The organism is Lentzea sp. NPDC036949 (assembly GCF_055608075.1).
This window is the reverse complement of sequence record NZ_JBVJRA010000003.1, coordinates 593689-617053: the sequence shown is the minus strand read 5'-3', so window position 1 is coordinate 617053 and position 23365 is coordinate 593689. Positions and strand designations below refer to the sequence as shown.

Below are 23365 nucleotides of genomic sequence, written 5' to 3'. Positions count from 1 at the left end.
AGCGTCCGAACGGGTCGTGTCCGGCTACTCGGTCGTCAGGTGGTCCAGCTCGGCGAGCTTCTGCTTCACCTCGGCCAAAGTCGCGCGCTGCAGCTCGTTCAAGATCACCAGCGCTTCCTCCCACGCGGCGCGGGCATCGTCAGGCCTTCCGAGAGCGCGGTGCACGTCTCCGATGCGCTCCACCGCCTCGGCGATGCCCGGCCGGTTGCCGAGGTGCCGATGCAGGTCGAGTGCTTCGGCAGCGGCCCGCATCGCTGGCTCGAACTCGCTCCTGCCCAGCTCGATGAGGCTGATGGTGTTCAGCGCCTCGGCCTCGCCGGTCTCGTCGTCGCGCCGCGACAGGCCGCGGTGCGCCTTCAACGCCGCCCGCGAATGCTCCAAGGCCTCGTCGAACCGGTGCAGCGCCGCGTAACAGCGGCCGGCCACGTTGAGCGCGAACGCCCGCCACACCGGGTTGTCACCGGGCGGGTGCAGGGCGAGCGCCGCGGTGACGTGTTCCAGCGCGCGATCGTGCAGCTTGCGCTCGGAGTACAGCCACGACAGCGCCTCGTGGCTGTGCGCCTCCTGCCGGTGGTCACCGGTCCGGCGGGCGAAGTCCAGCGACCGCACCAACACCTGTTCTGCCTCGTCCCAGTCGGACAACCTGCTGAGAGCCCTGCCGAGTCCTCTGTGGATCCGGGTTTGCGCGAGGGGGTCGCCCAGCCTGTTCACCGGACCGATCGCCGTGCGGTAAACCGCCTCGTAGTCGCGCCAATGGCCGCGGGTGTCCAGGTAGCTCCGCATCGCCAACGCGAGCAGCCAGGCGTGCTCGTCGGACTCGATGGCGGCCGCGTGGTCGACCATGGCGGTCAGCACGGCGTGCTCGGCCGCGAACCACTGCCCGGCATCGGCAGGTCCGGTGAAGGTGACCGGTTCGACGAGCGGGTCGAGCCCAGGCAGCTCGACGCCGACGCGTTTGCGCACCAACGCCCGATCACCCGCCCATGCCGAGTGCAGGTAGAACCCGAGCATCCGGTGCTGCGCATCGTCTTCCGTTCCGGCCAGCTCTCGCGCGAACGCCCTGAGCAGGTCGTGGAAGCGGTACCGGCGGTACAGGTACTCGTCCACGAGAGTGGCGCGGACCAGCTCGTCCAGCAGCTCGCGGCACTCGGTGACCGGCAGCCCGGCGAGAGCCGCAGCCGCGCGAGCATCGATGTCGGGCCCGGGGTGCAGGCCGAGCAGGCGGAACAGACGCGCAGCGGGCTCGGTCAGCGCGCGCACCGACCAGGAGAAGACAGCTCTGCAGTTGTGGTGCCCGTCGAGTTCGAGTGATTGCAGCCGTTCTGCCCGCAGCTCCTCGACCTGCTCTTCGACCGGTGTCGTGCCGCGCCCCGCGATCCGCGCGGCCACGATGCTGAGCGCGAGCGGCAGACCCGCGCACAGCTCGACCAGATCGGCCAGTGGCTCCGGGGCGACGTCACCGAGCCGGTCCAGCAGCAGAGCTGCGGCCTCCTCCTTCGGAAGGAGGTCCAGCCGCAACTGGGCGGCGTTGTGCAGGGCGACGAGGCTGTCCAGTCGGTTGCGGCTGGTGATCAGCACGAGGCAGCCGGAACCACCGGGGAGCAGAGGGCGGACCTGAGCTGCTTCGCGCACGTTGTCGAGCACCACGAGCACCCGCCGACCGGCGACCTTGCTGCGGAACAACGCGGTTTGCGCATCGAGGCTGACCGGAACAGCGTCGCTCGGCACCCCGAGCGCGTCGAGGAACACGCGGACCGCTTCAGCCGGAGACATCGGCTCCTGGTCCGGGTCGAATCCCCGCATGTTCACGTACAGCTGCCCGTCCGGGAACCGCTCGGCCGCCCGATGCGCCCAGTGCAACGCCAGCGCGGTCTTGCCGACACCGGCCGTACCGTTGACCGCGGAGATGACCACGGCGTCCGACCTCACCGCAGACTCGAACCGGTCCAGCAGGCCGAGCTCCGCCAGCCGTCCGCTGAACTTGCCGACACCGGCGATGAGCTGCTTCGGCACCTCCGGCTCAGGCGCGACCCGCACGTGGACATCCCCGTACACGTCCCGCGCCTGCACCACCGCGCCGTGCACCGTCCCGGACACCGTGTTCTCCACCGGAACACCATCCGCCGGAACGGGGCACGGCACAGCGGCCGAACGGGTCAGTTCCTCACAGGTAGCGCCCCCACCACTCCAGCACCGCCGCGAACCGCTGCCTGCGGTGCCGCGGCTGCCCGGAGCGGGTCAGCTCGTGCCCCTCGCCGGGGAAGATCAGCATCTCCGCCTCGACGCCGCGCCGGCGCAGGGCCACGAACATGCGCTGGGCCTGTTCGAGCGGGCAGCGCCAGTCCTGCTCGGAGTGCACGACCGCGAACGGGATGGTGATCTTCTCCGCGTAGGTCAGCGGGCTCATTGCGCGCTGGGCCTCGGGGTCAGGGCCGCAGTAGGCGTCGGGGAAGTAGTAGCCGATGTCGGAGGAGCCGGAGAAGGAGTCCCAGGCGTTGACGGCGCGTTCGCTCCAGGCCGCGCGGAAGCGTTCGCCGTGGTGCGCGGACAGCCAGGAGGCCATGAAGCCGCCGTAGGAGCCGCCCATGACGCCGACGCGGCCGGCGTCGCAGTCGGGGCGTTCCAGCGCCACGTCGAGCAGGGACAGCACGTCGTCGACGTCGACGGTGCCGAACTTGGCGACCACGGCCTGGCCGTGGGCCTGACCGTAGCCCGCGGAGCCGCGCGGGTTGGGCAGCACGACGGCGTAGCCGGCGGTGGCGTAGACCTGGGCCTCGTCGAAGAAACCCCAGCTGTGGTACATGAACGGGCCGCCGTGCACGGCCAGCACGACCGGGTGCGGGCCGTCGCCGTCGGGCAGCACGAGCCAGCCGTGGACGGGGTAGCCGTCGGAGGCGGAGCCGGTCAGCTCCACCACGCGGCGGGCCGGCACCTTCGAGAACGACGTGCGCGTGCCGGTTCCGACGAACTCGACCTCACCGGCGTTGTCCGGAGTGGACACGACGGCGACGACGGTGGACCCGTCGGAGGCGAACGACTTCACCACCGCGGACTCGCCCGCGAGCACCTCGCCGGTGCCGCCGCCGGACAGCGGGATTCGCCGCAGCTCCACGGCACCGCGGTTGCGGACCGCCACCAGCACGTCCGGACCGACCACCACGGGCGGGCCGGACAGCCGTTCGACGTCGACGGATTCCTCGTCGGTGAGCCGCTCCGGGCCACCGGAGCCGTCCAGCGGCGCCCGCCACAGGCCGGTGTTGCGCGCCACCGCGTCGATCCCGGTGAACTCCGTGCCCAGCCAGTGGACGAACCCCTCAGCGACGAACGGCATCGACGCCTCGCCCCGGCTGCGGACCAGCACGGACGCCGGGCCACCGGAGGCCGGCACCGTGTACAGGTCGCTGACCAGCGTCTCGGCCGCGCCGAAGTCACGTGGTGCGGCGAACACCAGCTCCTCCGGGGACAGCCACGCCGGGTCGGCCACGTCGAAGGAGCCGTCGGTGACCTCGGTGACCTCGCCGGACAGGTCGGTCACGTGCAGTCGCGGCCGGCGGTCGAGCAGGAAGCCGACGTCGTCGACGCGGTAGTCGAGCCGCGTGATGCGGCGCGGCGCCTCGGCCTCGGGGCCGTCGTCACCGGTGCCGTAGCGGCCCTCCTCCGGGACGCGCGCCACGAACGCGATCCGCGTCGAGTCCGGCGACCACACCGGGGCGCCCGCGCCCAGCGGCAGATCGGTCAGCTTGCGCGGTTCACCGCCCGCGGTCGGCATGACATAAAGCTGCGGTTTCGTTTTGCCCGAAACGCGCAGGAATGCCACCTGGGTGCCATCAGGAGAAATACGCTGTGCATGATCACGGTCACCGTGTGTCCACGGTGTCGTGCTGCCGTCGGGGTGGACCCGGTGCAGGCCACCCCGGTAGGTGTTGGTGGCGAAGTCGGGCGTGGCGAGGCTGACCAGCACCAGGTCTCCGGACACCGCGACGGTGCCGGGCGTGGTGAGCAGCTCCAGGTCTTCGGGGCGCACGGCACGGACGGTAACAGGTTTCTTTAGCAACGCTCACAACGTTTTGTTGACCGATCACAAAAATTGACTCGCCACATAGATTTCCGCGTATGACGCGCATCGTGTTCTCCGGTGGACGGGTCTTCACCGGCACAACGACCGAGCCAGGCGACGTGGTGGTCGAGGGTGACCGCATCGTCGACGTGGGCACCGACCTCGACGGCGACACCAGGGTCGACGCCACCGGCCACACCCTGCTGCCGGGGCTGTTCGACTGCCACGTGCACTTCATGTTCAGCGGTGCCGACCTGGTCCGCGACCTGAACACGCCGTTCTCGCTGCTCTTCTACCAGGCCATCGGCAACATGCGCGCGACGCTCGACTGCGGCATCACGACCGTCCGCGACGCGCTCGGCGCCGACCTCGGGGTCGCGGAGGCGGTCCGGCGCGGGCTCGTCCAGGGGCCGCGCATGCAGATCGCGATCAACATGGTGTCGCAGACCGGCGGCCACAACGACGACTGGATGCAGTGCGGCGCGCACGTCAGCCCGCCGCTGCACCCCGGCCTGCCCGACACCGTCGCGGACGGCCCCGAGGAGCTGCGCAAGGTCATCCGCACGCTGGTCCGCCACGGCGCGGACATCATCAAGATCGCGTCCAGCGGCGGCGTGATGTCACCGCGCAGCAACCCGCGGCACGCGCACTTCCGCGACGACGAGATCGCGATGATCGTGCAGGAGGCCACCGCGGCCGGCATCGCGGTCATGTCGCACGCGATGAGCGGTGACGGCATCCTCACCGCCGTGCGCAACGGCGTGCGGTCCATCGAGCACGGCGTGTTCCTCACCGACGAGGGCGTCGAGGAGATGCTGCGGAACGGCACCTGGCTCGTGCCCACGCTGATGGCGCCGCGCATGGTGCTCGACCAGGCCGCCCGGGGTGTCGCGATCTCCGACGTGGTCCTGGACAAGGCGAAGATGGTGGTGGCGCAGCACTTCCAGTCGTTCCAGAAGGCGCACCAGGCGGGCGTGAAGATCGCCATGGGGACCGACTCGGGCGTGGGACCGCACGGCGACAACCTCACCGAGCTCACCCTGATGACCGAGTACGGCATGACGCCCGCGGAGGCGCTGCACGCCACCACGCGGTCCGCGGCGGCGTTGCTGCGCCTGGAGAACGAGCTCGGCGAGCTCGCACCGGGCAAGCTCGCCGATCTGGTTCTGGTCGAGGGGGACGCCGAGCAGCACGTGAAGGCCGGAACGCTGAGGCAGGCCGTCCGCGCCGTCTACCAGAACGGCGTCCCCGTCGGGTAGCTAGTGGTCGGCGCCGATGTGCTTGGCGGCTTCCGGGTGGCGCTTCACCTTGAGCAGGCTGGCGATCGTCGTGATCGCCAGCACGCCGACGATCACCGACAGCGAGACCTCGATGCCGATGGTCGGCACGTGGAAGGGCTCGCCGCCGTTGAGGAACGGCAGGTTGTTCGTGTGGAGCGCCTCCAGGATCAGCTTCACGCCGATGAAGCCGAGGATCACCGAGAGGCCGATCGACAGGTAGACGAGCTTCGCGAGCAGGCCACCGAGCAGGAAGTACAGCTGGCGCAGACCCATCAGCGCGAACGCGTTGGCCGTGAACACCAGGAACGGCTCCTTGGTGAGGCCGAAGATCGCGGGGATCGAGTCGAGCGCGAAGAGCAGGTCGGTGGAGCCGATCGCGACCATCACGATGAACATCGGGGTCACGAAGCGCTTGCCGTCGATCTTGATGAACGACTTGGCGCCGTGGAACTCGTTGGTGACCGGGAAGACCTTCCGCACCACGCGGAGCATCAGGTTCTCCTTGTACTCCTCCTCCTCGTCGTGGTTCTCCCTCGCCAGCTGCCAGCCGGTGTAGATGAGGAACGCGCCGAAGATGAAGAAGACCCAGCTGAACTCGGCGATGAGCGCCGCGCCGAGCGCGATGAAGATGCCGCGCATGACGAGCGCGAGCAGGATGCCGATCAGCAGCACCTTGTGCTGGTGGATCGCGGGCACCTTGAACGTCGTCATGATGATCAAGAAGATGAACAGGTTGTCGACGCTCAGCGAGTACTCGGTGATGTACCCGGCGAAGAACTCCGTCGCGTACTGCCCACCGGAGAAGTACCAGATGCCTGCCCCGAACAGGGCGGCCATGGCCACGTAGAACACAACCCACCGGGCGGCCTCACCGATCGTCACCTCATGGGGTTTTCGATCGACGATCACGAGGTCCACGGCGAGCAGGACGAGCAGACCAACGATCGTCGCGATCCACATCCATGCGGGGACGTTCACAACCCAACCTCCGGGATTCCTCAGCGCACGCCAAACAACCCGGAGGTCTCCTCCGCCGCCCGGCCGGTCCTGTGAAGACCACCCGCACGACCGACGGCACCGGAAGCCCGACGCTGGACTCCGTACTGACGACACCGCCGCTTAGGGAGTACTCCCCTCCATCCTGCGTGAATATTGTGCTCCACGACGACCGGTTAGCGCCACACAGGGTGAGCAGACCCACGCAACCAGGTGCGATGGGAATACGTTGCGTGGTCTCCTGAGCAGTACCCGACCGAACCTGAAGCCCGGCTGAAGATCGACTCTTGCTGAGACCGGCACCGGGTCCCGACAGGTCGCTCTCAGCGAAACTCGCATATCGTCATCGCTGTGTCCCGCCTCTCCCGCATTCGCGGCAGGTGGTCGATCCCCGCTCTGATAGTGGTCGCGGCCCTCGTGGCCGGTGGCTTCTACTTCACCAGATCAGGCGACGACCCCGCGCCCGTGCAGTACAAAGAAGCGAACATCGACGCGCCCGAGAGCCCCGACAGCGCTCAGACGGTGACGATCGAGACGCGTCTTTACCTCCCCCAGCAGACGCCCGCGCCCGCGATCATGCTCGCGCACGGCTTCGGCGGCAGCCTGCGCAGCGTGCACACGCAGGCGGAGGAGTTCGCCCGGCGCGGTTTCGTCGTCCTGACGTGGTCCGCACGCGGTTTCGGCCGCAGCACCGGCCAGATCGCGCTCAACTCCCTCGACCGCGAGGTCCGCGACGCGCAGAAGCTCGTCGACTTCCTCGCGACCCGCGACGAGGTGCAGAAGGACTCCGGTGGCGACCCGCGCGTGGGCGTGACCGGTGCCTCCTACGGCGGTGCGCTGTCGTTGCTGCTCGCCGGCACCGACAAGCGGGTCGACACGCTCGTCCCGGTCATCACCTACAACGACCTCGCGCAGGCGCTGCTGCCGAACTCCGCTTCGGCCGAGCCGCGTTCCGACGCCACGCCGGGGGCGACCGCGTTCGGTGAGGACGGCGTCTTCAAGCGGTCGTGGGCGGGCATCTTCTTCTCGGCCGGCATGACGTCGATCGACCTCGCCTCGCCCACGGGTGAGGCGCCCGAGGTGGGTGACACCGAGTCGAACAACCAGGCGCCGGCACAGCAGCCGCAGCAGCAGCCGCAGCAGCAGCCGGGTGGCGGTTCGGGCGCGGCCGCACAGCCGCCCACGCCGGCGCTGGGCGCCTGCGGCCGGTTCACGCCCGCCGTGTGCACCGCCTACACGGAGGTCGCGACGACGGGCAAGGCCTCGCAGCAGACGCTCGACCTGCTGCGCCGCTCGTCACCGGTCGAGGTCACCGACAAGATCACCCAGCCGACGATGCTGGTGCAGGGCGAGCAGGACACGCTCTTCGGCCTCGACCAGTCCGACGCCACCGCACGGCAGATCGCCGCGGCGGGCGGCAAGGTGAAGACGGTCTGGTACGCGGGTGGTCACGACGGCGGCAACCCCGGCGCCACGCTGCGCGGGCAGATCGCCGACTGGATGGTCTTCCACCTGATGGGCAAGGGCACCGACCCCGGTACCGGCTTCGAGTACCAGGTGCAGGGCGCGTTCCGCTCGTCCGGAACGCCGTCGCTGCGCACGGTCGTCGCCCCCTCCTACCCCGGTCTGGCGTCCGGTTCCACGAGCGAGCGCCGTTCGGTGAAGCTCAGCGGCCGCGAGCAGGTGGCCGTGAACCCCGCCGGCGGCAACCCGGCGGCGATCTCGAACCTGCCCGGTCTCGGCTCGGCGCTGGCGCGGTCGTCGTCGATCTCGTCGCGGCTCTCGCTCGACCTGCCCGGTCAGGCGGCGGTGTTCCAGTCCGACGCCCTGACCTCGCAGCTGCTGCTGACGGGTTCCTCGACGGTCCGGCTGCGGGTGGCGCGCGGTGACCAGAACAGCGGCGAGGCGATCCTGTTCGCGAAGCTCTACGACGTGTCGAAGGACGGCACGCGGGTGCTGCCCGGCTCGGCCGTGGCCCCGTTCCGCGTGGCGCTGCCGCCGGACGGTTCCGCCGCCGAGGTGACCGTGACGCTGCCGCCCGCCGTCCGCCCGGTCGAGAGCGAGCACCGGCTGGCGCTGGTGGTCTCGACGACGGACCAGGCGTTCGCGAACGCCGAGCAGCCCGCCGCGTACCGCATCTCGCTGGCCGACGACACCATCTCGGTGCCGGTCGTGTCGGGCCGCAACGTGACGACCGGTTTCCCGGTGGCCGCGCTGTGGGGCATCGTGATCACGCTGCTGGTGCTGATCGGCGCCGGTGTCATCGCGATGTTCCGCCGCCGCCTGGCGCACGACTCGGACCCGGAGCTGTCCGGGGTACCGCTGGTGATCTCGAACCTCACCAAGTCCTACCCCGGCGGCCTGACCGCGGTGAAGGACCTGTCGTTCCGCGTGGAGCACGGCCAGGTGCTGGGCCTGCTGGGTCCCAACGGTGCCGGCAAGACCACGACGCTGCGCATGGTGATGGGCCTGATCCACCCGTCCGGGGGACACATCCGGGTCTTCGGGCACAAGGTGACGCCGGGTGCGCCCGTGCTGTCGCGGATCGGGTCGTTCGTGGAGGGCTCCGGTTTCCTGCCGCACCTCTCCGGTGCCGAGAACCTGCGCCTGTACTGGGCGGCGACCGGTCGCCCGCTGGAGGAGGCGCACGTCGAGGAGGCGCTGGAGATCGCGGGCCTCGGCAACGCCGTGAACCGCCGCACCCGCACCTACAGCCAGGGCATGCGGCAGCGCCTCGCCATCGCCCAGGCGATGCTGGGTCTGCCGGACCTGCTGATCCTGGACGAACCGACCAACGGTCTCGACCCGCCCCAGATCCACCAGATGCGCGAGGTCCTGCGCCGGTACGCCGCAGCCGGCCGCACCGTCCTGGTGTCGTCGCACCTGCTGGCCGAGGTCGAGCAGACCTGTTCGCACGTGGTCGTGATGCACAAGGGCCAGCTCGTCGCCGCGGGCGAGGTGGCCGACATCGCGGCAGGCGGTGGCGAGGCGACGTTCCGCGTCGACTCCCCGTCGAAGGCAGCGGAGGTGCTGCGCAACCTCGAAGGCGTGCATGACGTGCACGAAGACGAGGACGCAGTGCACGCCTCGATGAACGGCGTCCCGCGCGCTGCCGCACTATCGGCCCTCGTGGCCGCCGGTGTGGCCGTGGACCAGGCGGGCCCGCGACGCAGGCTGGAAGACGCGTTCTTGGAGCTGGTCGGTGAATGACTTCCTGATGGCAGCGGCGTCCGCCACGGCGGACGCCCCGGACCCGGTGTCGCTGGAGGCGCTGGCGGAGGCGGGCCTCGACGTGGCGGCCTCTGACGACGAAGAGCAGCGGGAGGCCACCGCATGACCTCCACCCGCTCGGTGCCTCCCGCGCGCCCTCTGGCGAACGCCAACCGCATCCGCCTGAGCGCCGGCAGGCACGCTCCCGCAGGCGTCCCCTCCTCCTGCGAGCGCACGTCGCTCGCGCGCGAAGGGGGTCCCCTTGACTCAATTATCCCAGGCAGCACCGACAATTTCGGCGCACCGGACGCGGCGGAGGCCGTTGACCGCAGCGCGCACGGCGCTGGCGTTGCCGCTGAGGTGAGCACCTTGGTGAGCGCCGGCACGGCGAGCGCCCCAGCGACCGCTGACGTGGCGGGCACCGATGTGCCGGGCACATCGGTGGGCGCCGACATGGCGAACACCCCGGTGGGTGCCGACGCGCCGGGCGAGCACAGCCCGGCCGGTCACGGCGAGCACGACCCGGCCGACGGCGTCGGCGGGCAGATCACGACGAGCACCGGCGTTGCCGGCGCGCGCGTCACGACCGCCACCGACGAGGTCGGCCGGCACGAGGAGGTGGACCGGTGAGCGAGAACGGCGTCCACACCGACCCCGGAGCGATCAGCGACCTCACCGAGGCCGCCGCCCACCAGCAGACCGAGGTGGCCGAGGACGGCTCCTCGCAGGGTTACCGGGCCCGCAGGACCCTGCGGATCAGCGTCGAGCTGCAGCGCCAGGTCAAGCGCCGCCGCACCCAGCTCGTGCTGGGCTTCCTGGTGCTGCTGCCGTTCATCCTGGCCCTGAGCTTCGAGTTGGGCGAGAGCCAGAACCGCCGCTCCGGCGGTTTCGTCGACCTCGCCACGGCCAGCGGCATCAACTTCGTGGTGCTGACGCTGTTCGTGAGCGGCAGCTTCCTGCTGCCGATGATCGTGGCGCTGTTCTTCGGCGACACGATCGCGTCCGAGGCGTCGTGGTCGAGCCTCAAGTACCTGCTGGCCGCACCGATCCCGCGCCACCGCCTGCTGCGCCAGAAGGCGATCAGCAGCGGCCTCCTCAGCTTCTTCGCCCTCGCACTGCTGCCCGCGGTCGCGCTCGGCGTCGGCGTGCTGTGGTACGGCGCGGGCGAGGTCGTGAGCCCGACCGGTGAGGCGGCACCGTTCGCGGACGGCGTGCTCGGCATGGGGCTCGCCGTCTGCTACATCGCGATCAACCTGTTCTGGGTGGCGGGCCTGGCGCTGTTCCTGTCCGTGTCCACCGACGCGCCGCTCGGCGCGGTCGGCGGCACGGTGCTCGTGTCAATCCTGTCGCAGATCCTCGACCAGATCGAACCGCTCGGGGACCTGCGCAACTACCTGCCGACGCACTACTCGATGGCGTGGGCCGACCTGCTCTCGACCGACGTGGACTGGTCGGAGATGACGCGCGGGGTGTTCTCCGCGCTCGTCTACGGCGGCATCTTCACGCTGCTCGCGGCACGCCGGTTCATCACGAAGGACATCACCAGCTAGCTAGTGCTTGCCCTGCACGCAGAACTCGTTGCCCTCGGGGTCGAGCATGACGACCCAGTGCCCCGTCCGGCCCTGGTCGAACTCCTCGACCTTCGTCGCACCGAGGGCGACGAGCCGGTCGACGGCCTCAAGACCCGCGTTCACGTCGAGGTGGACGCGGTTCTTGGCCGTCTTGCCCTCCGGCACGCGCTGGAAGAAGAACCGCGGCCCCGCGCCGTCCGGGTCGATGATCGCCGAGTAGTCGTTCCACCGCTCCCGCGGGATGTTGTTCGCCTGAGCGAACTCCTCCCAGGTCGCGAACCCGCCGGGCGGCGGCTGCACCACGTACCCGAGCGCCTCCGCCCAGAAGGCGGCCAGCTTCGCCGGGTCCGCCGCGTCCATCGTCACCTGGATTTCGGTTGCCATGGCGCAACGGTAAGACCGAATGCGGACAACCACTGTCCGGAGTGGTGGAAGATCGGAAACCGGGCTAGACCGGCCGCTTCCGCTTCGGCAGCCGCGCGACGACGGCGTCGTAGGACCCGTCCACCAGCTCCAGCAGGTCGTCGTCGGGCACCGAACCCTTGAGCGCGATGGTGTTCCACCCGTAACGCCCGATGTACCCGCTCACCGTGATGTCCGCGGGAAAGCGCTCTCTCCACACCGCAGCGGCCTCCCCGTCGGCTCCGCACTTGAGCCCGACGGTGTGCACGTCCAGCCCGACGAAGGCGAAGGCCTTCCCTCCCACCTTGCAGACGAGCTCGGCCTCACCCCACGGGTACGTCTCCTCCGCGCCGGGTTTGGCGGCGCAATAGGCGATCAGCTCGTCCATCGTCACAACGCGATTATCGCCCGCCGAAGCCCGCGACGAAACGAGTGAGCAGCTCCGCGAACGTCGCCCGCTCGTCCTCGCTCCACTCCGCCATCGCCGCCGCACAGGCCGCCTGCCGCGCCCGGTGCAGCTCGGCACTGGTGGCCCGCCCCCGCGGCGTGCGCACGAGCAGCACCCGCCGCCCGTCCGCCTTGTCGGCAACGCGCGCGACCAGACCGGCGTCCACGGCGCTGGTGACGAGTTTGCTGGCCCGCGGCTGATCGACGTGCAAAGCCGCCGCAACCCCGGAAACCGTGGCCTGCACCCCGCCCCGCTCGGCCGCTTCGATCACGTCGAGCACGTCGAAGGCCGGTACGGCCAGCTCGGCGAGCGCCCTGCGTGACTGGCTGCGCCGCATCGCGATCAGCGCCTGCTCCACCGCGGCGAGGTGGGTGTCGACGTCCACCGGGAGATCATGGCCGCATCACGCTCGAATGGGTGTTGTCAGCCGACATCTCACCCCAGAGGGCGATTTACGCGCCGCAGTTGCCGGCTTCACGGTGAGCGACCGGTCGTCCATTGTGGACTGGGCGGGTGCGGTGGGACCTGCGTTGTGCGCGGTGGAGGTGAGGGCGGGGCGGGAGCGGCGGGCGTTGCGGGACGACGGTGGCGCCGTTGTGGCGAATCGAGACGATGGGGTTGGCCTTGCGGGCGGTGGTATAGCGGCGGTTGCTGTCGTCGCGGAACGGCGATGTCCGCTGGACGCGCGAGCCGACGCGAACCAAAGCCGAGGCAACCCGGCACCGAGGCAGTCTGGAAGCGTGGCGATCGGCCGGGGAGACCAGGCGGCCGCGTGCCGAGGCATGAAGCGGGGGCGCTTGCGTTGTGGGCGGCCCGCGCCGCGCGGGCTACGTCACACCGGCCGCGTGCCGAAGCAAGGAGCGGGGCACCTGCGTAGCGGACGGCACCCGCCACGGGGGTACTCCACGCCGGCCGCGTGCCAGGGCAAAGCAGGCGCGCTTGCGTTGTGGGCAGCCTCCGCTGCGGGGTTACTCCGCGCCAGCCGCGTGCCGAAGCGAGGAGCGGGGGCGCTTGCGTTGTGGCGCCCCCGCCGTGGGACTACTTCACGCCGGCTGCGTCCATGCCCCGCAGCTCCTTCTTCAGGTCCTGGACCTCGTCGCGCAGGCGCGCGGCCAGCTCGAACTGCAGGTCGCGGGCCGCGTTCATCATCTGGTCGGTCAGCTGCTGCACGAGGTCGGCGAGCTCGGAGCGGGCCATGCCCGCGCGTTCGTGGGATTGCAGGACGCCGGCGGAGCGGCCGCCTTCGCCGGTGGCGCGCTTGCCGCGGGACTGGTTGCGGCCCGATCCGCCGACCGGCACCTCGTCGTCGGCTTCGGAGTACACCGTCTCGAGGATGTCGGTGATCTTCTTGCGCAGCGGCTGCGGGTCGATGCCGCGTTCCTCGTTGTAGGCGATCTGCTTGACGCGGCGGCGGTTCGTCTCGTCGATCGCGTGCCGCATCGAGTCGGTGATCTTGTCCGCGTACATGTGGACCTCGCCGGACACGTTGCGGGCAGCGCGGCCGATCGTCTGCACCAGGGAGGTGCCCGAGCGCAGGAAGCCCTCCTTGTCCGCGTCGAGGATCGCGACCAGGGACACCTCGGGCAGGTCGAGGCCCTCGCGCAGCAGGTTGATGCCGATCAGCACGTCGTACTCGCCGAGGCGCAGCTGGCGCAGCAGCTCGACGCGGCGCAGGGTGTCGACCTCGGAGTGCAGGTAGCGGACCCGGATGCCGAGCTCCAGCAGGTAGTCCGTGAGGTCCTCGGCCATCTTCTTGGTCAGCGTGGTGACCAGGACGCGCTCGTCGCGCTCGGCCCGCTCGCGGATCGAGTGGACCAGGTCGTCGATCTGGCCCTCGGTCGGCTTCACGACGACCTCGGGGTCGACCAGGCCGGTCGGGCGGATGACCTGCTCGACGAACTCGCCGCCCGCCTGGCCCATCTCGTACGGGCCCGGGGTCGCCGACAGGTACACGACCTGGCCGATGCGGTCCGCGAACTCCTCCCACGTGAGCGGGCGGTTGTCGAGGGCGGACGGCAGGCGGAAGCCGTGCTCCACGAGGTTGCGCTTGCGGGAGGCGTCGCCCTCGTACATGCCGCCGATCTGCGGGACGGTCACGTGCGACTCGTCGATGACCATCAGGAAGTCGTCGGGGAAGTAGTCGAGCAGCGTGGCGGGGGCGGTGCCGGCGGCGCGGCCGTCGATGTGGCGGGAGTAGTTCTCGATGCCGTTGCAGAAGCCGACCTGGCGCATCATCTCGATGTCGTACTGGGTGCGCATGCGCAGGCGCTGGGCCTCCAGCAGCTTGCCCTGGCGCTCCATCTGCGCGAGCGTCGTCTCCAGCTCCGCCTCGATGTCCCGGATGGCGCGCTCCATGCGCTCGGGGCCCGCGACGTAGTGGGTGGCCGGGAAGATCCGCAGGTCCTCCACCTCGCGGACCACGTCACCGGTCAGCGGGTGCAGGTAGTAGAGCTTGTCGATCTCGTCGCCGAAGAACTCGACGCGCACCGCGAGCTCCTCGTAGGACGGGATGATCTCGACCGTGTCGCCGCGCACGCGGAAGGTGCCGCGGGTGAACGACATGTCGTTGCGCGTGTACTGCACGTCCACCAGGGCGCGCAGGAACTGGTCGCGGTCGACCTCGGCCCCGGTGGCCAGCGGGATCGAGCGGTCGAGGTACGACTGCGGCGTGCCGAGGCCGTAGATGCACGAGACGGACGCGACCACGATGACGTCGCGCCGGGTCAGCAGCGACATGGTGGCGGAGTGCCGCAGCCGCTCGACGTCCTCGTTGATCGAGGAGTCCTTCTCGATGTACGTGTCCGTCTGCGGGATGTACGCCTCTGGCTGGTAGTAGTCGTAGTAGCTGACGAAGTACTCCACCGCGTTCTGCGGGAAGAGCTCCTTCAGCTCGTTCGCCAGCTGCGCCGCCAGCGTCTTGTTCGGCGCCATGACCAGCGTCGGCCGCTGCAACCGCTCGACCAGCCACGCCGTCGTCGCCGACTTGCCGGTACCGGTGGCGCCGAGCAGCACCACGTCCCGCTCGCCCGAGCGCACGCGCCGCTCCAGGTCGGCGATGGCCGCCGGCTGGTCGCCCGCCGGCTGGTACTCGCTGACCACGCGGAACTGCCCGCCGGTGCGGGTGATCTCGCCGACGGGACGGTGCTCGGAGTGCGCCTTGACGGTGCTCTCCTCTTGCGGGAGCTCGGTTGCGAATGCCACGGGAAGCACGTTACGCCGGGGGTCTGACAATTTCAGATTGTGCCTGGTCAGAGCCCTCTAATCGCACGGACAGCAGTTGCAGTCGCAGTCGCAGTTCGGGCCGCAGTCCGGCCCCGGGTCGCACCCGTCGCGCCGCTTGTCGCTCCACGGTCCCGGGAACGGGTCGCGGCAGCAGAACTGGCACGTGCCGCACATGTAGAGGAACGCCCCGCAGCCCTCGAAGCACCCGCGCGGCTGCCGCTGCCAGTTCAGCTTCGGGTACGCCCACAGCCCGCTGCCCGGATCCGACCAGCGCGGCTTGTCCGGCGGGTGCTGGTGGCGCTTCCGCTTGCCGAACACCCGGACGATCGACTCCTCCAGCTCGTGCACCAGCAGCTTGTGCACCAGCCGCCCGTCCACGAACTCGACCTCGGCCAGCGCGAGCCGGATGCCCGCCACCGCGTCCAGGCACAGCCGGTGCGCCTCCTGCACCGACGTCCCAGTGGCCAGCAACGGGTTCCACGAGCCCGAGGCGCGGTCCTCCTCCAGGTCCTCCGCCGCGTCGATCAGGTGCGCGACCCGCCCGAACAGCCGCCCGACCTCGCGCAACGGCTCCGCGTTCGCCGGCCGCCCCGCGATGATCGCCGTCTGCGCCACCGCGAACCCGGTGGCGGTCTCCGTCGGCTCGGTCACGGCCAGCACCGAGCTGCCCAGCCCCGCCGCTGCCTCGACGAGCGTCTGCCGGCGCACCGAGTCGATCATCACCGACGCGTCGAACCCGAGGTCAGCGGCCGTTCCGATGCCCTTGGCCGCCCACCGCTGGGCGACCGCGCGCCCGGCCCAGCCGACCCGGCCGGCCAGCCCGTCACCGTCGTCGACGTGGTCGTGGACCTTCAACGAGGCCAGCACCAGCGACACCGATGCCGCCAGCCGCGCGCCCGCACCCACGGCCACGTCCGCGGACTTCATGCCGCGCAACGCGCACGGCCCGGCGGACCGGCGCGACAGACCGGTCTGCGCCTCGACCGCGGCTGAGATCATCAACCCGTCGTAGTTGGTGACGAGACGTGACAGATGACCGTGCTCGTCGCGCAGCGAGAGGCACATCCCGCACAGGTGCGCGAGCCACGCGGACCGCAGCTCAGCGCCCAACCTGTTGCGGCAGGGGCGGATGATCCCGAACATGCGCGCGATCCTAAGTGGCCGCTGACGAATCTGATGGCAGTATCGCTGACGTGGCACACATCCATCCGCCGAAGATCGAGTACTTCGACCTGGACGCCAAGAGCAACACCGATCCCAAGGGGCAGCTGAGGAGCGTCGACGAGTACCGCCTCACCCCGGCCGGGCTCTACATGTTCCGCCCGCTCTCCGGGCACCCGAGGATCAGCCACTTCGAGAGCTGGTTCCTGCCCAAGCTGAACCTGCGGGTCACCCGCCAGTCCTGGCACCGCGGCCACGAGCAGGACTTCGACTTCTACGTCGACGTCGTGGAGATCTCGGCGATCGGCAGCGTGTGGCGCACGACCGACCTCTACCTCGACCTCCTCGTCCGGACGGGCCGCAGCACCACGGTCCTCGACACCGACGAGCTGCTGAGCGCGCTCCAGCACAACTTCATCACCGCGGAACGCGCGCAATGGGCATTGGAAACCACCTATGCGGCGCTGTCCGGAATTTCAGCACACGGTCACGACGTGGTTCGGTGGCTCACCTATTCGGGTTGTCCTACGACCTGGCGTTGATACACAGAGTGTGGTCGTCATCTGACCGTGACGTAACAAATCGATCCGCCGTGTAACTGCGAGCACATATTTGACTACCCTCGGCGTCGTGGGAGCGGTCACTACACCTCAGCTGGTCGACACCGTCGACACCATTTCGGGCGTCCGGAGCTATTCATCCGGGGGCATGCGGCACCTCAGCTCGTGCCACGTGGAGCGCTGGGGTCTGCGGATCGAGCACCCCACACCGGAGGACCCGTTCTCCGACTCCGAGGTGACGTGGCTGCTGCCCGACGTCGGCGTGCGGCTCACCACGTTCCACCCGCGGTCGCGGCACGCGCGCAGCGGCCCGAGCGTGCTGACGGCCGTGCGCGTCGAGCGCGACCACCGCCACTGGCAGACCACGGACCTGCTGCTGGGCCTGGCCGTTCCCGGCGGCACCACGGCCCGCATCGTGCGCAGCGAGGAGTTCGCCGCCGCCGTCGCGGGCCGCGTGCTGCAGCCGGGCGACGCCGACCAGGCGCTGCGCACGGTCCACCGCACCCTCGAAGAGCTCAGCAACGTCAACCACAACCTCACCTCGTGGCTGACGTGGCACGGCATCTACGACGCCTGGCCGCCCCTGTAGGCCTTGATCCGCTCCACCGCGGCGACCATGAACGGCTCCTTCGCGTCACCGTAGGCGAACCCGCTGTCGTGGCCCGCAAACCGTTGTGACAGTTCGAGTTTCACGTTCTCGTACTCCTCTCGCGCCTGCGCGTCGTGCCGCAGCCAGTCGCGGAAGTCGACCGCCCACCGCCAGTTGGCCGCGCCCTCGACCCGCAGGTGCAGGTTCACCCGCCGCCCCGGATCCGCACCCGCGTGCAGCCGCTTGTCCCAGTCGCCGTCCTCACCGCGTGGCGTGTCCTCGTACGGTCCCACGTACGGGAAACCGGCCTGCGCCAGCACTTCCCGCAGCCCGTCGGCGGTCTCCATGTCCTCGACGGCGAGCTGGAAGTCCAGCACGTCCTTCGCCGCGAGCCCGGGAACGCTCGTCGACCCGATGTGCTCGACGTGCCGCCCGCCCGCGGCCAGGGCGATCCGCCGCGCGACCCGCGCGGCCTGCGCCGGCCACGTCTCGTCGTAGGGCACCACGACCGGCTGCCCCGACGCGTACGTCCGCGTCCGCACGTTCTCCTCGAACCGGACGAGCCGGTCCCACAGCCCCGTCACGTCCGGGACCTCGCCGGAGTTGTCGAGCCACACGTCCGCGGCCGCCCGGCGCTGCTCCTCGGTGGCCTGCGCGGCGATCCGGTTCCGCGCGTCGTCCTCGGCCATCCCGCGGCTGGTGACGAGGCGGTGCAGCCGGGTCTGCGCGTCCGCGTGCACGACGATGACCAGGTGGTAGGCGGCAGCCAGATCGCGCTCCACGAGCAACGGGATGTCGTGCACCACGATGCCGTCCGCCGCCGCCATCCGCTCCGCGGTGAGCTGCCCGATGCGGGGGTGCGTGATGCCGTTGAGCGTCTGCCGCGCCTCCTCGGTCGCGAACGCCTTGGCCGCCAGCGCGGCCCGGTTCAGCGTGCCGTCGGCGTTGAGCACGTCGTCACCGAACGCCTGCACGACCTCCGCGAGGCCGTCGGTGCCCGGTTCCAGCACCTCGCGCGCCAGCTTGTCGGCGTCGATGATCGTCGCGCCGCGTTCTTCGAGCAGCCGCGCGACCGTCGACTTGCCCGACCCGATCCCGCCGGTCAATCCCACCCTGAGCATGCCGGTCAGGTTAGCCGGGCGGCGAGGGCGAGCAGGACCGCGACGCTAGACCGGCGGTGTCATCGCCTGCTGCGCCAGCGGCGGCAGGATCTTCGTGAGGTTCTGCGGCGGCACGAAGCCGTTGCGCGAGCGCACCACGAACGTCGACTTGCCCAGCGACCCGATGAGCAGCTGCTCGTCCTTGCCCTCGATGAGCGTGCCCTTCTGCTTGCCGACGTCGACCTCGGTGATCTTCGCCCCGTCCTGCCGCTCCGCCTCGACGCTCTCCGCGACGCGGGTGCGGGCGGTGAGCTCGTCGGTGTAGGTCGACAGGCCGATGATGATCTTCGCGGCCGGCAGCCCCTGCTTGGGCGGGATGCCGTAGTAGCAGTCGATCTTGCCGGTGCGGCCGATGCCCGGCTCCTTGACGCCGATGATGATCTGCGGCTCCCCCGGCAGCTCCTGGCCGAGGATCGCGTTCATCGTGTCCACGTCGACCACGAGGTCGCAGTCGTCGGGCAGCGCGGGCCGGTCGACCATCGCCAGTGCCTTCGACTGCGTGGTCGGCGGGGTGATCTTCGGGATCTGCGGCGGCGGCGCCGAGGACTGCGGGGCCGCGGACGAGCAGGCGGCGGTGAGCGCCGCCGCGCCGAGTGCCATGAAGAAACGTATCCCACGCATAGGTTTCTCAACCTACACAACGGACTCAGCCCTTCACCACAGAGTGAACGAGTGGCGCCCCGTCCGTCTTTGTGGCATCTGCGAGTACTACCAACTCGCCCTCGACCCGCCTCCAACTGCACCCAACCGGTCCGTCCCCCTGAGGCCACGCCGCACAGCAGAACCGGCAACGGAACGCCGCCGTCGTTCAACGCGAGCCGCCCGGCGGTCTCCAGCATCGACTCGGCACGACCATCCGCTTCCGCCAGCCGCAGCTTCGCAACGCCATCGCCACGACCGCCTGGGCGCGATGCCAACGATTCCGCGATCTCCTCCCTGGTCACGAGCTCGCGGCGGATCGCGTCGTCCGCCGCCCACACAGCGTCCAAACCGTCGTGCTCGATGACCTCGTCGATCCACTCGTCCATGGACCTCAGCCTGCACAGGTGAGCCGTGTCGCGGAGGCGCCCGCGCCCATCTGTGGACAAGTCGAGCAGTTGGTTGCAGTCAGGTGCCTGTTGATCTTGAGTTGGCAGTACTTGCAGATGCCGGCGGCAACAACGGCGAAGGCCCCCGCACCGTGAGGTGCGGGGGCCTTCGTCAGTCAGCTACCCGAAGGTGCCGGGGTGGCTCACATGCCGCCCGACAGCTTCTCGCGGAGCGCCGCGAGCTGCTCGTCGGAGGCCAGCGTGCCGCCGGACTGGGCCGGCGCGCCGACGGAGGTGGACGGGGCGTCGCCACCGGAGGTGTAGTTGCCCGCACCCTCGGCCGAAGCCTCTTCCTCGGCCTCGGCGGCCTTGCGGATCTGCTTCATGTGGGCCTCGTAACGAGTGTGCGCCTCGGCGTACTGGCGCTCCCACTCCTCACGCTGCTTGTCGAAGCCGTCCTGCCACTCCTGGGTCTCCGGGTCGAAGCCCTCGGGGTAGATGTAGTTGCCCTGGTCGTCGTACTCGGCGGCCATGCCGTACTGGGTCGGGTCGAACTCGGTGTCGACCGTGAAGCCCTCGTTGGCCTGCTTGAGCGACAGCGAGATGCGGCGGCGGTCCAGGTCGATGTCGATGACCTTGACCATGACGTCGTCGCCGACCTGCACGACCTGCTCCGGGATCTCGACGTGGCGCTCGGCCAGCTCGGAGATGTGGACCAGGCCCTCGATGCCCTCGTCCACGCGGACGAACGCACCGAACGGAACCAGCTTCGTGACCTTGCCCGGCACGATCTGGCCGATCGCGTGGGTGCGGGCGAACTGGCGCCACGGGTCTTCCTGGGTCGCCTTCAGCGACAGGGAGACGCGCTCGCGCTCCATGTCGACGTCGAGGACCTCAACCGTGACCTCCTGGCCGACCTCGACGACCTCGGACGGGTGGTCGATGTGCTTCCAGGACAGCTCCGAGACGTGGACGAGACCGTCGACGCCACCCAGGTCCACGAAGGCACCGAAGTTGACGATCGAGGACACGACGCCCTTGCGGACCTGGCCCTTCTGCAGCTGGTTGAGGAACTCGCTGCGGACCTCGGACTGGGTCTGCTCCAGCCACGCGCGGCGGGACAGGACCACGTTGTTGCGGTTCTTGTCCAGCTCGATGATCTTCGCTTCGAGCTCGCGGCCGACGTACGGCTGCAGGTCGCGGACGCGACGCATCTCGACGAGGGAGGCGGGGAGGAAGCCGCGGAGACCGATGTCGAGGATGAGACCACCCTTGACGACCTCGATGACCGTGCCCTTGACGGGCTCGTCCTTCTCCTTGAGGGCCTCGATGGTGCCCCACGCGCGCTCGTACTGGGCGCGCTTCTTGGAGAGGATCAGACGGCCTTCCTTGTCCTCCTTCTGGAGAACAAGCGCCTCGACCTCGTCACCGACCTTGACGACCTCGTTGGGGTCGACGTCGTGCTTGATCGACAGTTCGCGCGAGGGGATGACACCCTCGGTCTTGTAGCCGATGTCGAGCAGGACCTCGTCCCGGTCGACCTTGACGATCGTGCCTTCAACGATGTCGCCATCGTTGAAGTACTTGATCGTCGCGTCGATAGCTGCGAGGAAGTCCTCCTCCGTCCCGATGTCGTTGATCGCGACCTGCTTGGGCGCAGCGGCAACGGGGGCGGTGGTGGTGTCGGTGGACATTAGGTAGGTGGCTCCGGTACGGATTGGCATTAATGAGTGGTAGTGGTGCGCGCGCAGCATCGCAGCGACCTGGAATCCCCGACCGTCTGGATCATGGGCAGCACTAACCCACTACGCACGCGATATCGTACGCGGCTGCCAGACGCGCAAGCAAACCAGCCCCCACGTGAAGGAGCAGTGTGTCCAACCAGCACACGAGCGCGGAGCACGCGCTCGGCACGGCCGGCATCGTCAAGCGCGGGGCGGACGCCGCCGAGTCGCGCGTGGCGAACCGCATCTGGTGGGACGCCGATGCGGACTCCTACCACGACGCGCACGGCGACTTCCTGGGCGCGGCCGACTTCGTCTGGTGCCCGGAGGGCCTGCGCGAGGAGGACGCCGGTTTCCTGGGTGAAGTCGCAGGTCAACGCATCCTGGAGGTCGGCAGCGGCAGTGCCCCGTGCGCTCGTTGGCTGAAGGTGCGGGGTGCCGACGTGACCGCGCTCGACATCTCCGAGGGCATGCTCCGCCACGCGCGTGAGCACAACGCCGAGACCGGTGTCGACGTGCCGCTGGTGCAGGCCAGCGCGGACCAGCTGCCGTTCCGGTCCGGCACCTTCGACGCGGCCTGCTCGGCGTTCGGCGCGGTGCCGTTCGTGGCCGACGTCGAGCAGGTCTTCAGCGAGGTCGCCCGCGTCCTCAAGCCCGGCGCGAGGTGGGTGTTCGCGGTGAACCACCCGATGAGGTGGATCTTCCCCGACGACCCCGGCCCGATGGGACTCACCGTCACCCAGTCGTACTTCGACCGCACCCCGTACGTGGAGGTGGACGCCGAGGGCCGGGCCACCTACGTCGAGCACCACCGCACGCTCGGCGACTACGTCCGCGCGCTCACGGCGACCGGCTTCGCCCTGGAGGACCTGGTCGAACCGGAGTGGCCGAAGGGGCACACCCGCAACTGGGGGCAGTGGAGCCCGCTGCGGGGCAGGCTCTTCCCCGGCACCGCGATCTTCCGGACCCGGCTCACGTCGTAGTCTCCGGTCCATGAGCTCGGCACGCGGACTCGTGGCGGCCCAGTCAGCCCGCTTCGCCGCACTGGACCCGCTGCTGCCCCCTGCCGCCGAGCTCCCCCGCGACGGCCACGTCCTCACCGCCGCGCTGCCCGACGGCACCCGCGTGGCCGGCGTGGTCTGCCACGACTCGTTCGAGCCGCACTCCACGACCCGGCTGTGGTCGGCGGCCGAGGTCTGGGAGCTGGTGCCGCTCGTCGGCACCGCGCAGGGGATGGACGCGCTGCTCACCCGGTTCCGCCGGTACCTCGACGAGGTCGACATCGGCGAGGACACGGCGTGCGTGGTGCACTGGCCGAGCCGGGACACGGTCGCGGCGCGCGCGTTCCTCGACCACGGCATGGTGCCGCTGTCCGTCCTCGGCGTCCGGCTGCGCACCCCGCACCCGCACTTCCCGCGCACGGTCGCGATCCGCCGCGCCACCCCGGGCGACCTCGACGGCGTCGTGGAGCTGTCGCTCGCGGAGCTGCGGTACTCGTCGCTGGTGGGCTCCACGATCGTGCGACCGGAGGCACCGGCCCTCAAGCGCCGCGCACTCGCCGAACGCCTGAACAACGCGAGCCCGATCTGGCTCGCCGAACGCGACGGCGTCGCGGTGGCGCTCGCCGAGTGCGCGGTCGTGGCGTCCGAACCGGGCACGGCCGCGGCCCAGCGCCTGCCCCGCGGCCGCTGGGGCTACGTGAACTGCGTTTCGGTGCTGCCCGGCGCCCGCGGAACGGGCATCGGCCAGCAGCTCGTCGCCCACGTCCACCAGGAGCTGCACCGCCTGGGCACGGTCGGCACCTACCTCTACTACAACCCGCCGAACCCGCTGAGCAGCGTCTTCTGGCCGCGTCAGGGCTACCGGCCGCTGTGGACCGTCTGGGAAGTACGCCCCGCGTCCGCCCTCAGGTGACCTATGTCCGAGTTGCCACGCGCACCGGTCTGCGCGAGAATTT

At 69.9% G+C, this 23365-nt stretch carries 20 protein-coding genes; 9 read left to right on the top strand and 11 right to left on the bottom strand.

The annotated features are described in order from the left end of the window. Nucleotides 1-24: 24 nt before the first annotated feature. Both ACZ7CD_RS12395 and ACZ7CD_RS12390 read right to left on the bottom strand, forming a co-directional pair. Complete coding sequence (locus ACZ7CD_RS12395) at nucleotides 25-2109, bottom strand: ATP-binding protein (protein ID WP_470378899.1); 2085 nt, start codon at nucleotides 2107-2109, stop codon at nucleotides 25-27. Nucleotides 2110-2164: 55 nt separating this feature from the next. Beyond that, nucleotides 2165-4024, bottom strand: a complete 1860-nt coding sequence (locus ACZ7CD_RS12390) for a S9 family peptidase (protein WP_470378898.1) — start codon at nucleotides 4022-4024, stop codon at nucleotides 2165-2167. Between the two features lie 89 nt (nucleotides 4025-4113). On the opposite strand from ACZ7CD_RS12390, the gene ACZ7CD_RS12385 reads away from it, so the two are divergent. Next, nucleotides 4114-5316 carry a metal-dependent hydrolase family protein gene (locus ACZ7CD_RS12385; protein ID WP_470378897.1) on the top strand — a complete coding sequence of 401 codons (1203 nt, stop codon included), beginning with the start codon at nucleotides 4114-4116 and terminating at the stop codon, nucleotides 5314-5316. Here the strand turns inward: ACZ7CD_RS12385 and ACZ7CD_RS12380 are convergent, their stop codons facing one another. Beyond that, entirely contained in the window at nucleotides 5317-6315 is a 999-nt protein-coding gene (locus ACZ7CD_RS12380) for a TerC family protein (protein ID WP_360397719.1), read from the bottom strand. Between the two features lie 369 nt (nucleotides 6316-6684). On the opposite strand from ACZ7CD_RS12380, the gene ACZ7CD_RS12375 reads away from it, so the two are divergent. The 4 genes from ACZ7CD_RS12375 to ACZ7CD_RS12360 all read left to right on the top strand — a co-directional run bounded on the left by ACZ7CD_RS12375 (nucleotide 6685) and on the right by ACZ7CD_RS12360 (nucleotide 11093). Further along, nucleotides 6685-9543: an alpha/beta fold hydrolase gene (locus ACZ7CD_RS12375; RefSeq protein ID WP_470378896.1), complete on the top strand. Its 2859-nt coding sequence runs from the start codon at nucleotides 6685-6687 to the stop codon at nucleotides 9541-9543. After that, nucleotides 9536-9670 carry a hypothetical protein gene (locus ACZ7CD_RS12370; RefSeq protein ID WP_360397715.1) on the top strand — a complete coding sequence of 45 codons (135 nt, stop codon included), beginning with the start codon at nucleotides 9536-9538 and terminating at the stop codon, nucleotides 9668-9670. The genes ACZ7CD_RS12375 and ACZ7CD_RS12370 overlap by 8 nt, the downstream gene beginning before the upstream one ends. Before the next feature lie 245 nt (nucleotides 9671-9915). Further along, nucleotides 9916-10173: a hypothetical protein gene (locus tag ACZ7CD_RS12365; RefSeq protein WP_470378895.1), complete on the top strand. Its 258-nt coding sequence runs from the start codon at nucleotides 9916-9918 to the stop codon at nucleotides 10171-10173. Then, nucleotides 10170-11093 (top strand): ABC transporter permease, encoded by a 924-nt coding sequence (locus ACZ7CD_RS12360; RefSeq protein ID WP_458430837.1) that lies wholly within the window; start codon nucleotides 10170-10172, stop codon nucleotides 11091-11093. The genes ACZ7CD_RS12365 and ACZ7CD_RS12360 overlap by 4 nt, the downstream gene beginning before the upstream one ends. Here ACZ7CD_RS12360 and ACZ7CD_RS12355 read toward each other — a convergent pair whose 3' ends face one another. The 5 genes from ACZ7CD_RS12355 to ACZ7CD_RS12335 form a co-directional block, all read right to left on the bottom strand. After that, nucleotides 11094-11498 (bottom strand): VOC family protein, encoded by a 405-nt coding sequence (locus ACZ7CD_RS12355; protein WP_470378894.1) that lies wholly within the window; start codon nucleotides 11496-11498, stop codon nucleotides 11094-11096. Between the two features lie 64 nt (nucleotides 11499-11562). Continuing rightward, nucleotides 11563-11904, bottom strand: coding sequence for an MmcQ/YjbR family DNA-binding protein (locus ACZ7CD_RS12350; RefSeq protein ID WP_360397707.1), 342 nt, complete (start codon nucleotides 11902-11904; stop codon nucleotides 11563-11565). A gap of 13 nt (nucleotides 11905-11917) precedes the next feature. Then, nucleotides 11918-12349 carry a MarR family winged helix-turn-helix transcriptional regulator gene (locus ACZ7CD_RS12345; protein ID WP_360397705.1) on the bottom strand — a complete coding sequence of 144 codons (432 nt, stop codon included), beginning with the start codon at nucleotides 12347-12349 and terminating at the stop codon, nucleotides 11918-11920. A gap of 653 nt (nucleotides 12350-13002) precedes the next feature. Continuing rightward, nucleotides 13003-15165 carry an excinuclease ABC subunit UvrB gene (gene uvrB / locus ACZ7CD_RS12340; RefSeq protein ID WP_470375661.1) on the bottom strand — a complete coding sequence of 721 codons (2163 nt, stop codon included), beginning with the start codon at nucleotides 15163-15165 and terminating at the stop codon, nucleotides 13003-13005. Nucleotides 15166-15222: 57 nt separating this feature from the next. Beyond that, nucleotides 15223-16329 (bottom strand): DUF5685 family protein, encoded by a 1107-nt coding sequence (locus ACZ7CD_RS12335; RefSeq protein ID WP_360397701.1) that lies wholly within the window; start codon nucleotides 16327-16329, stop codon nucleotides 15223-15225. Between the two features lie 50 nt (nucleotides 16330-16379). Here ACZ7CD_RS12335 and ACZ7CD_RS12330 point away from each other — a divergent pair, with 50 nt between their 5' ends. Together ACZ7CD_RS12330 and ACZ7CD_RS12325 are read left to right on the top strand one after the other, a co-directional pair. Then, entirely contained in the window at nucleotides 16380-16889 is a 510-nt protein-coding gene (locus tag ACZ7CD_RS12330; protein WP_360397699.1) for a ribonuclease FAU-1 family protein, read from the top strand. Between the two features lie 88 nt (nucleotides 16890-16977). Beyond that, on the top strand, nucleotides 16978-17496 hold the full coding sequence (locus tag ACZ7CD_RS12325; RefSeq protein WP_470375663.1) for a ribonuclease FAU-1 family protein: 519 nt from the start codon (nucleotides 16978-16980) through the stop codon (nucleotides 17494-17496). Here ACZ7CD_RS12325 and coaE read toward each other — a convergent pair. The 3 genes from coaE to rpsA all read right to left on the bottom strand — a co-directional run bounded on the left by coaE (nucleotide 17472) and on the right by rpsA (nucleotide 21378). Continuing rightward, complete coding sequence (gene coaE / locus ACZ7CD_RS12320; RefSeq protein WP_470378893.1) at nucleotides 17472-18617, bottom strand: dephospho-CoA kinase; 1146 nt, start codon at nucleotides 18615-18617, stop codon at nucleotides 17472-17474. The two genes, ACZ7CD_RS12325 and coaE, sit on opposite strands and share 25 nt — an antisense overlap. A gap of 45 nt (nucleotides 18618-18662) precedes the next feature. Next, nucleotides 18663-19277 (bottom strand): hypothetical protein, encoded by a 615-nt coding sequence (locus ACZ7CD_RS12315; protein ID WP_360397693.1) that lies wholly within the window; start codon nucleotides 19275-19277, stop codon nucleotides 18663-18665. 610 nt (nucleotides 19278-19887) lie between these two features. Continuing rightward, entirely contained in the window at nucleotides 19888-21378 is a 1491-nt protein-coding gene (rpsA, locus tag ACZ7CD_RS12310) for a 30S ribosomal protein S1 (protein WP_360397691.1), read from the bottom strand. Between the two features lie 179 nt (nucleotides 21379-21557). Between rpsA and ACZ7CD_RS12305 the strand changes: the two genes are divergently transcribed. Together ACZ7CD_RS12305 and ACZ7CD_RS12300 are read left to right on the top strand one after the other, a co-directional pair. Further along, a complete protein-coding gene (locus ACZ7CD_RS12305) occupies nucleotides 21558-22391 on the top strand; it encodes a class I SAM-dependent methyltransferase (RefSeq protein WP_360397689.1) in 834 nt (277 codons plus the stop codon). 10 nt (nucleotides 22392-22401) lie between these two features. Further along, on the top strand, nucleotides 22402-23322 hold the full coding sequence (locus tag ACZ7CD_RS12300; RefSeq protein WP_360397687.1) for a GNAT family N-acetyltransferase: 921 nt from the start codon (nucleotides 22402-22404) through the stop codon (nucleotides 23320-23322). The last annotated feature ends 43 nt before the right edge of the window (nucleotides 23323-23365 follow it).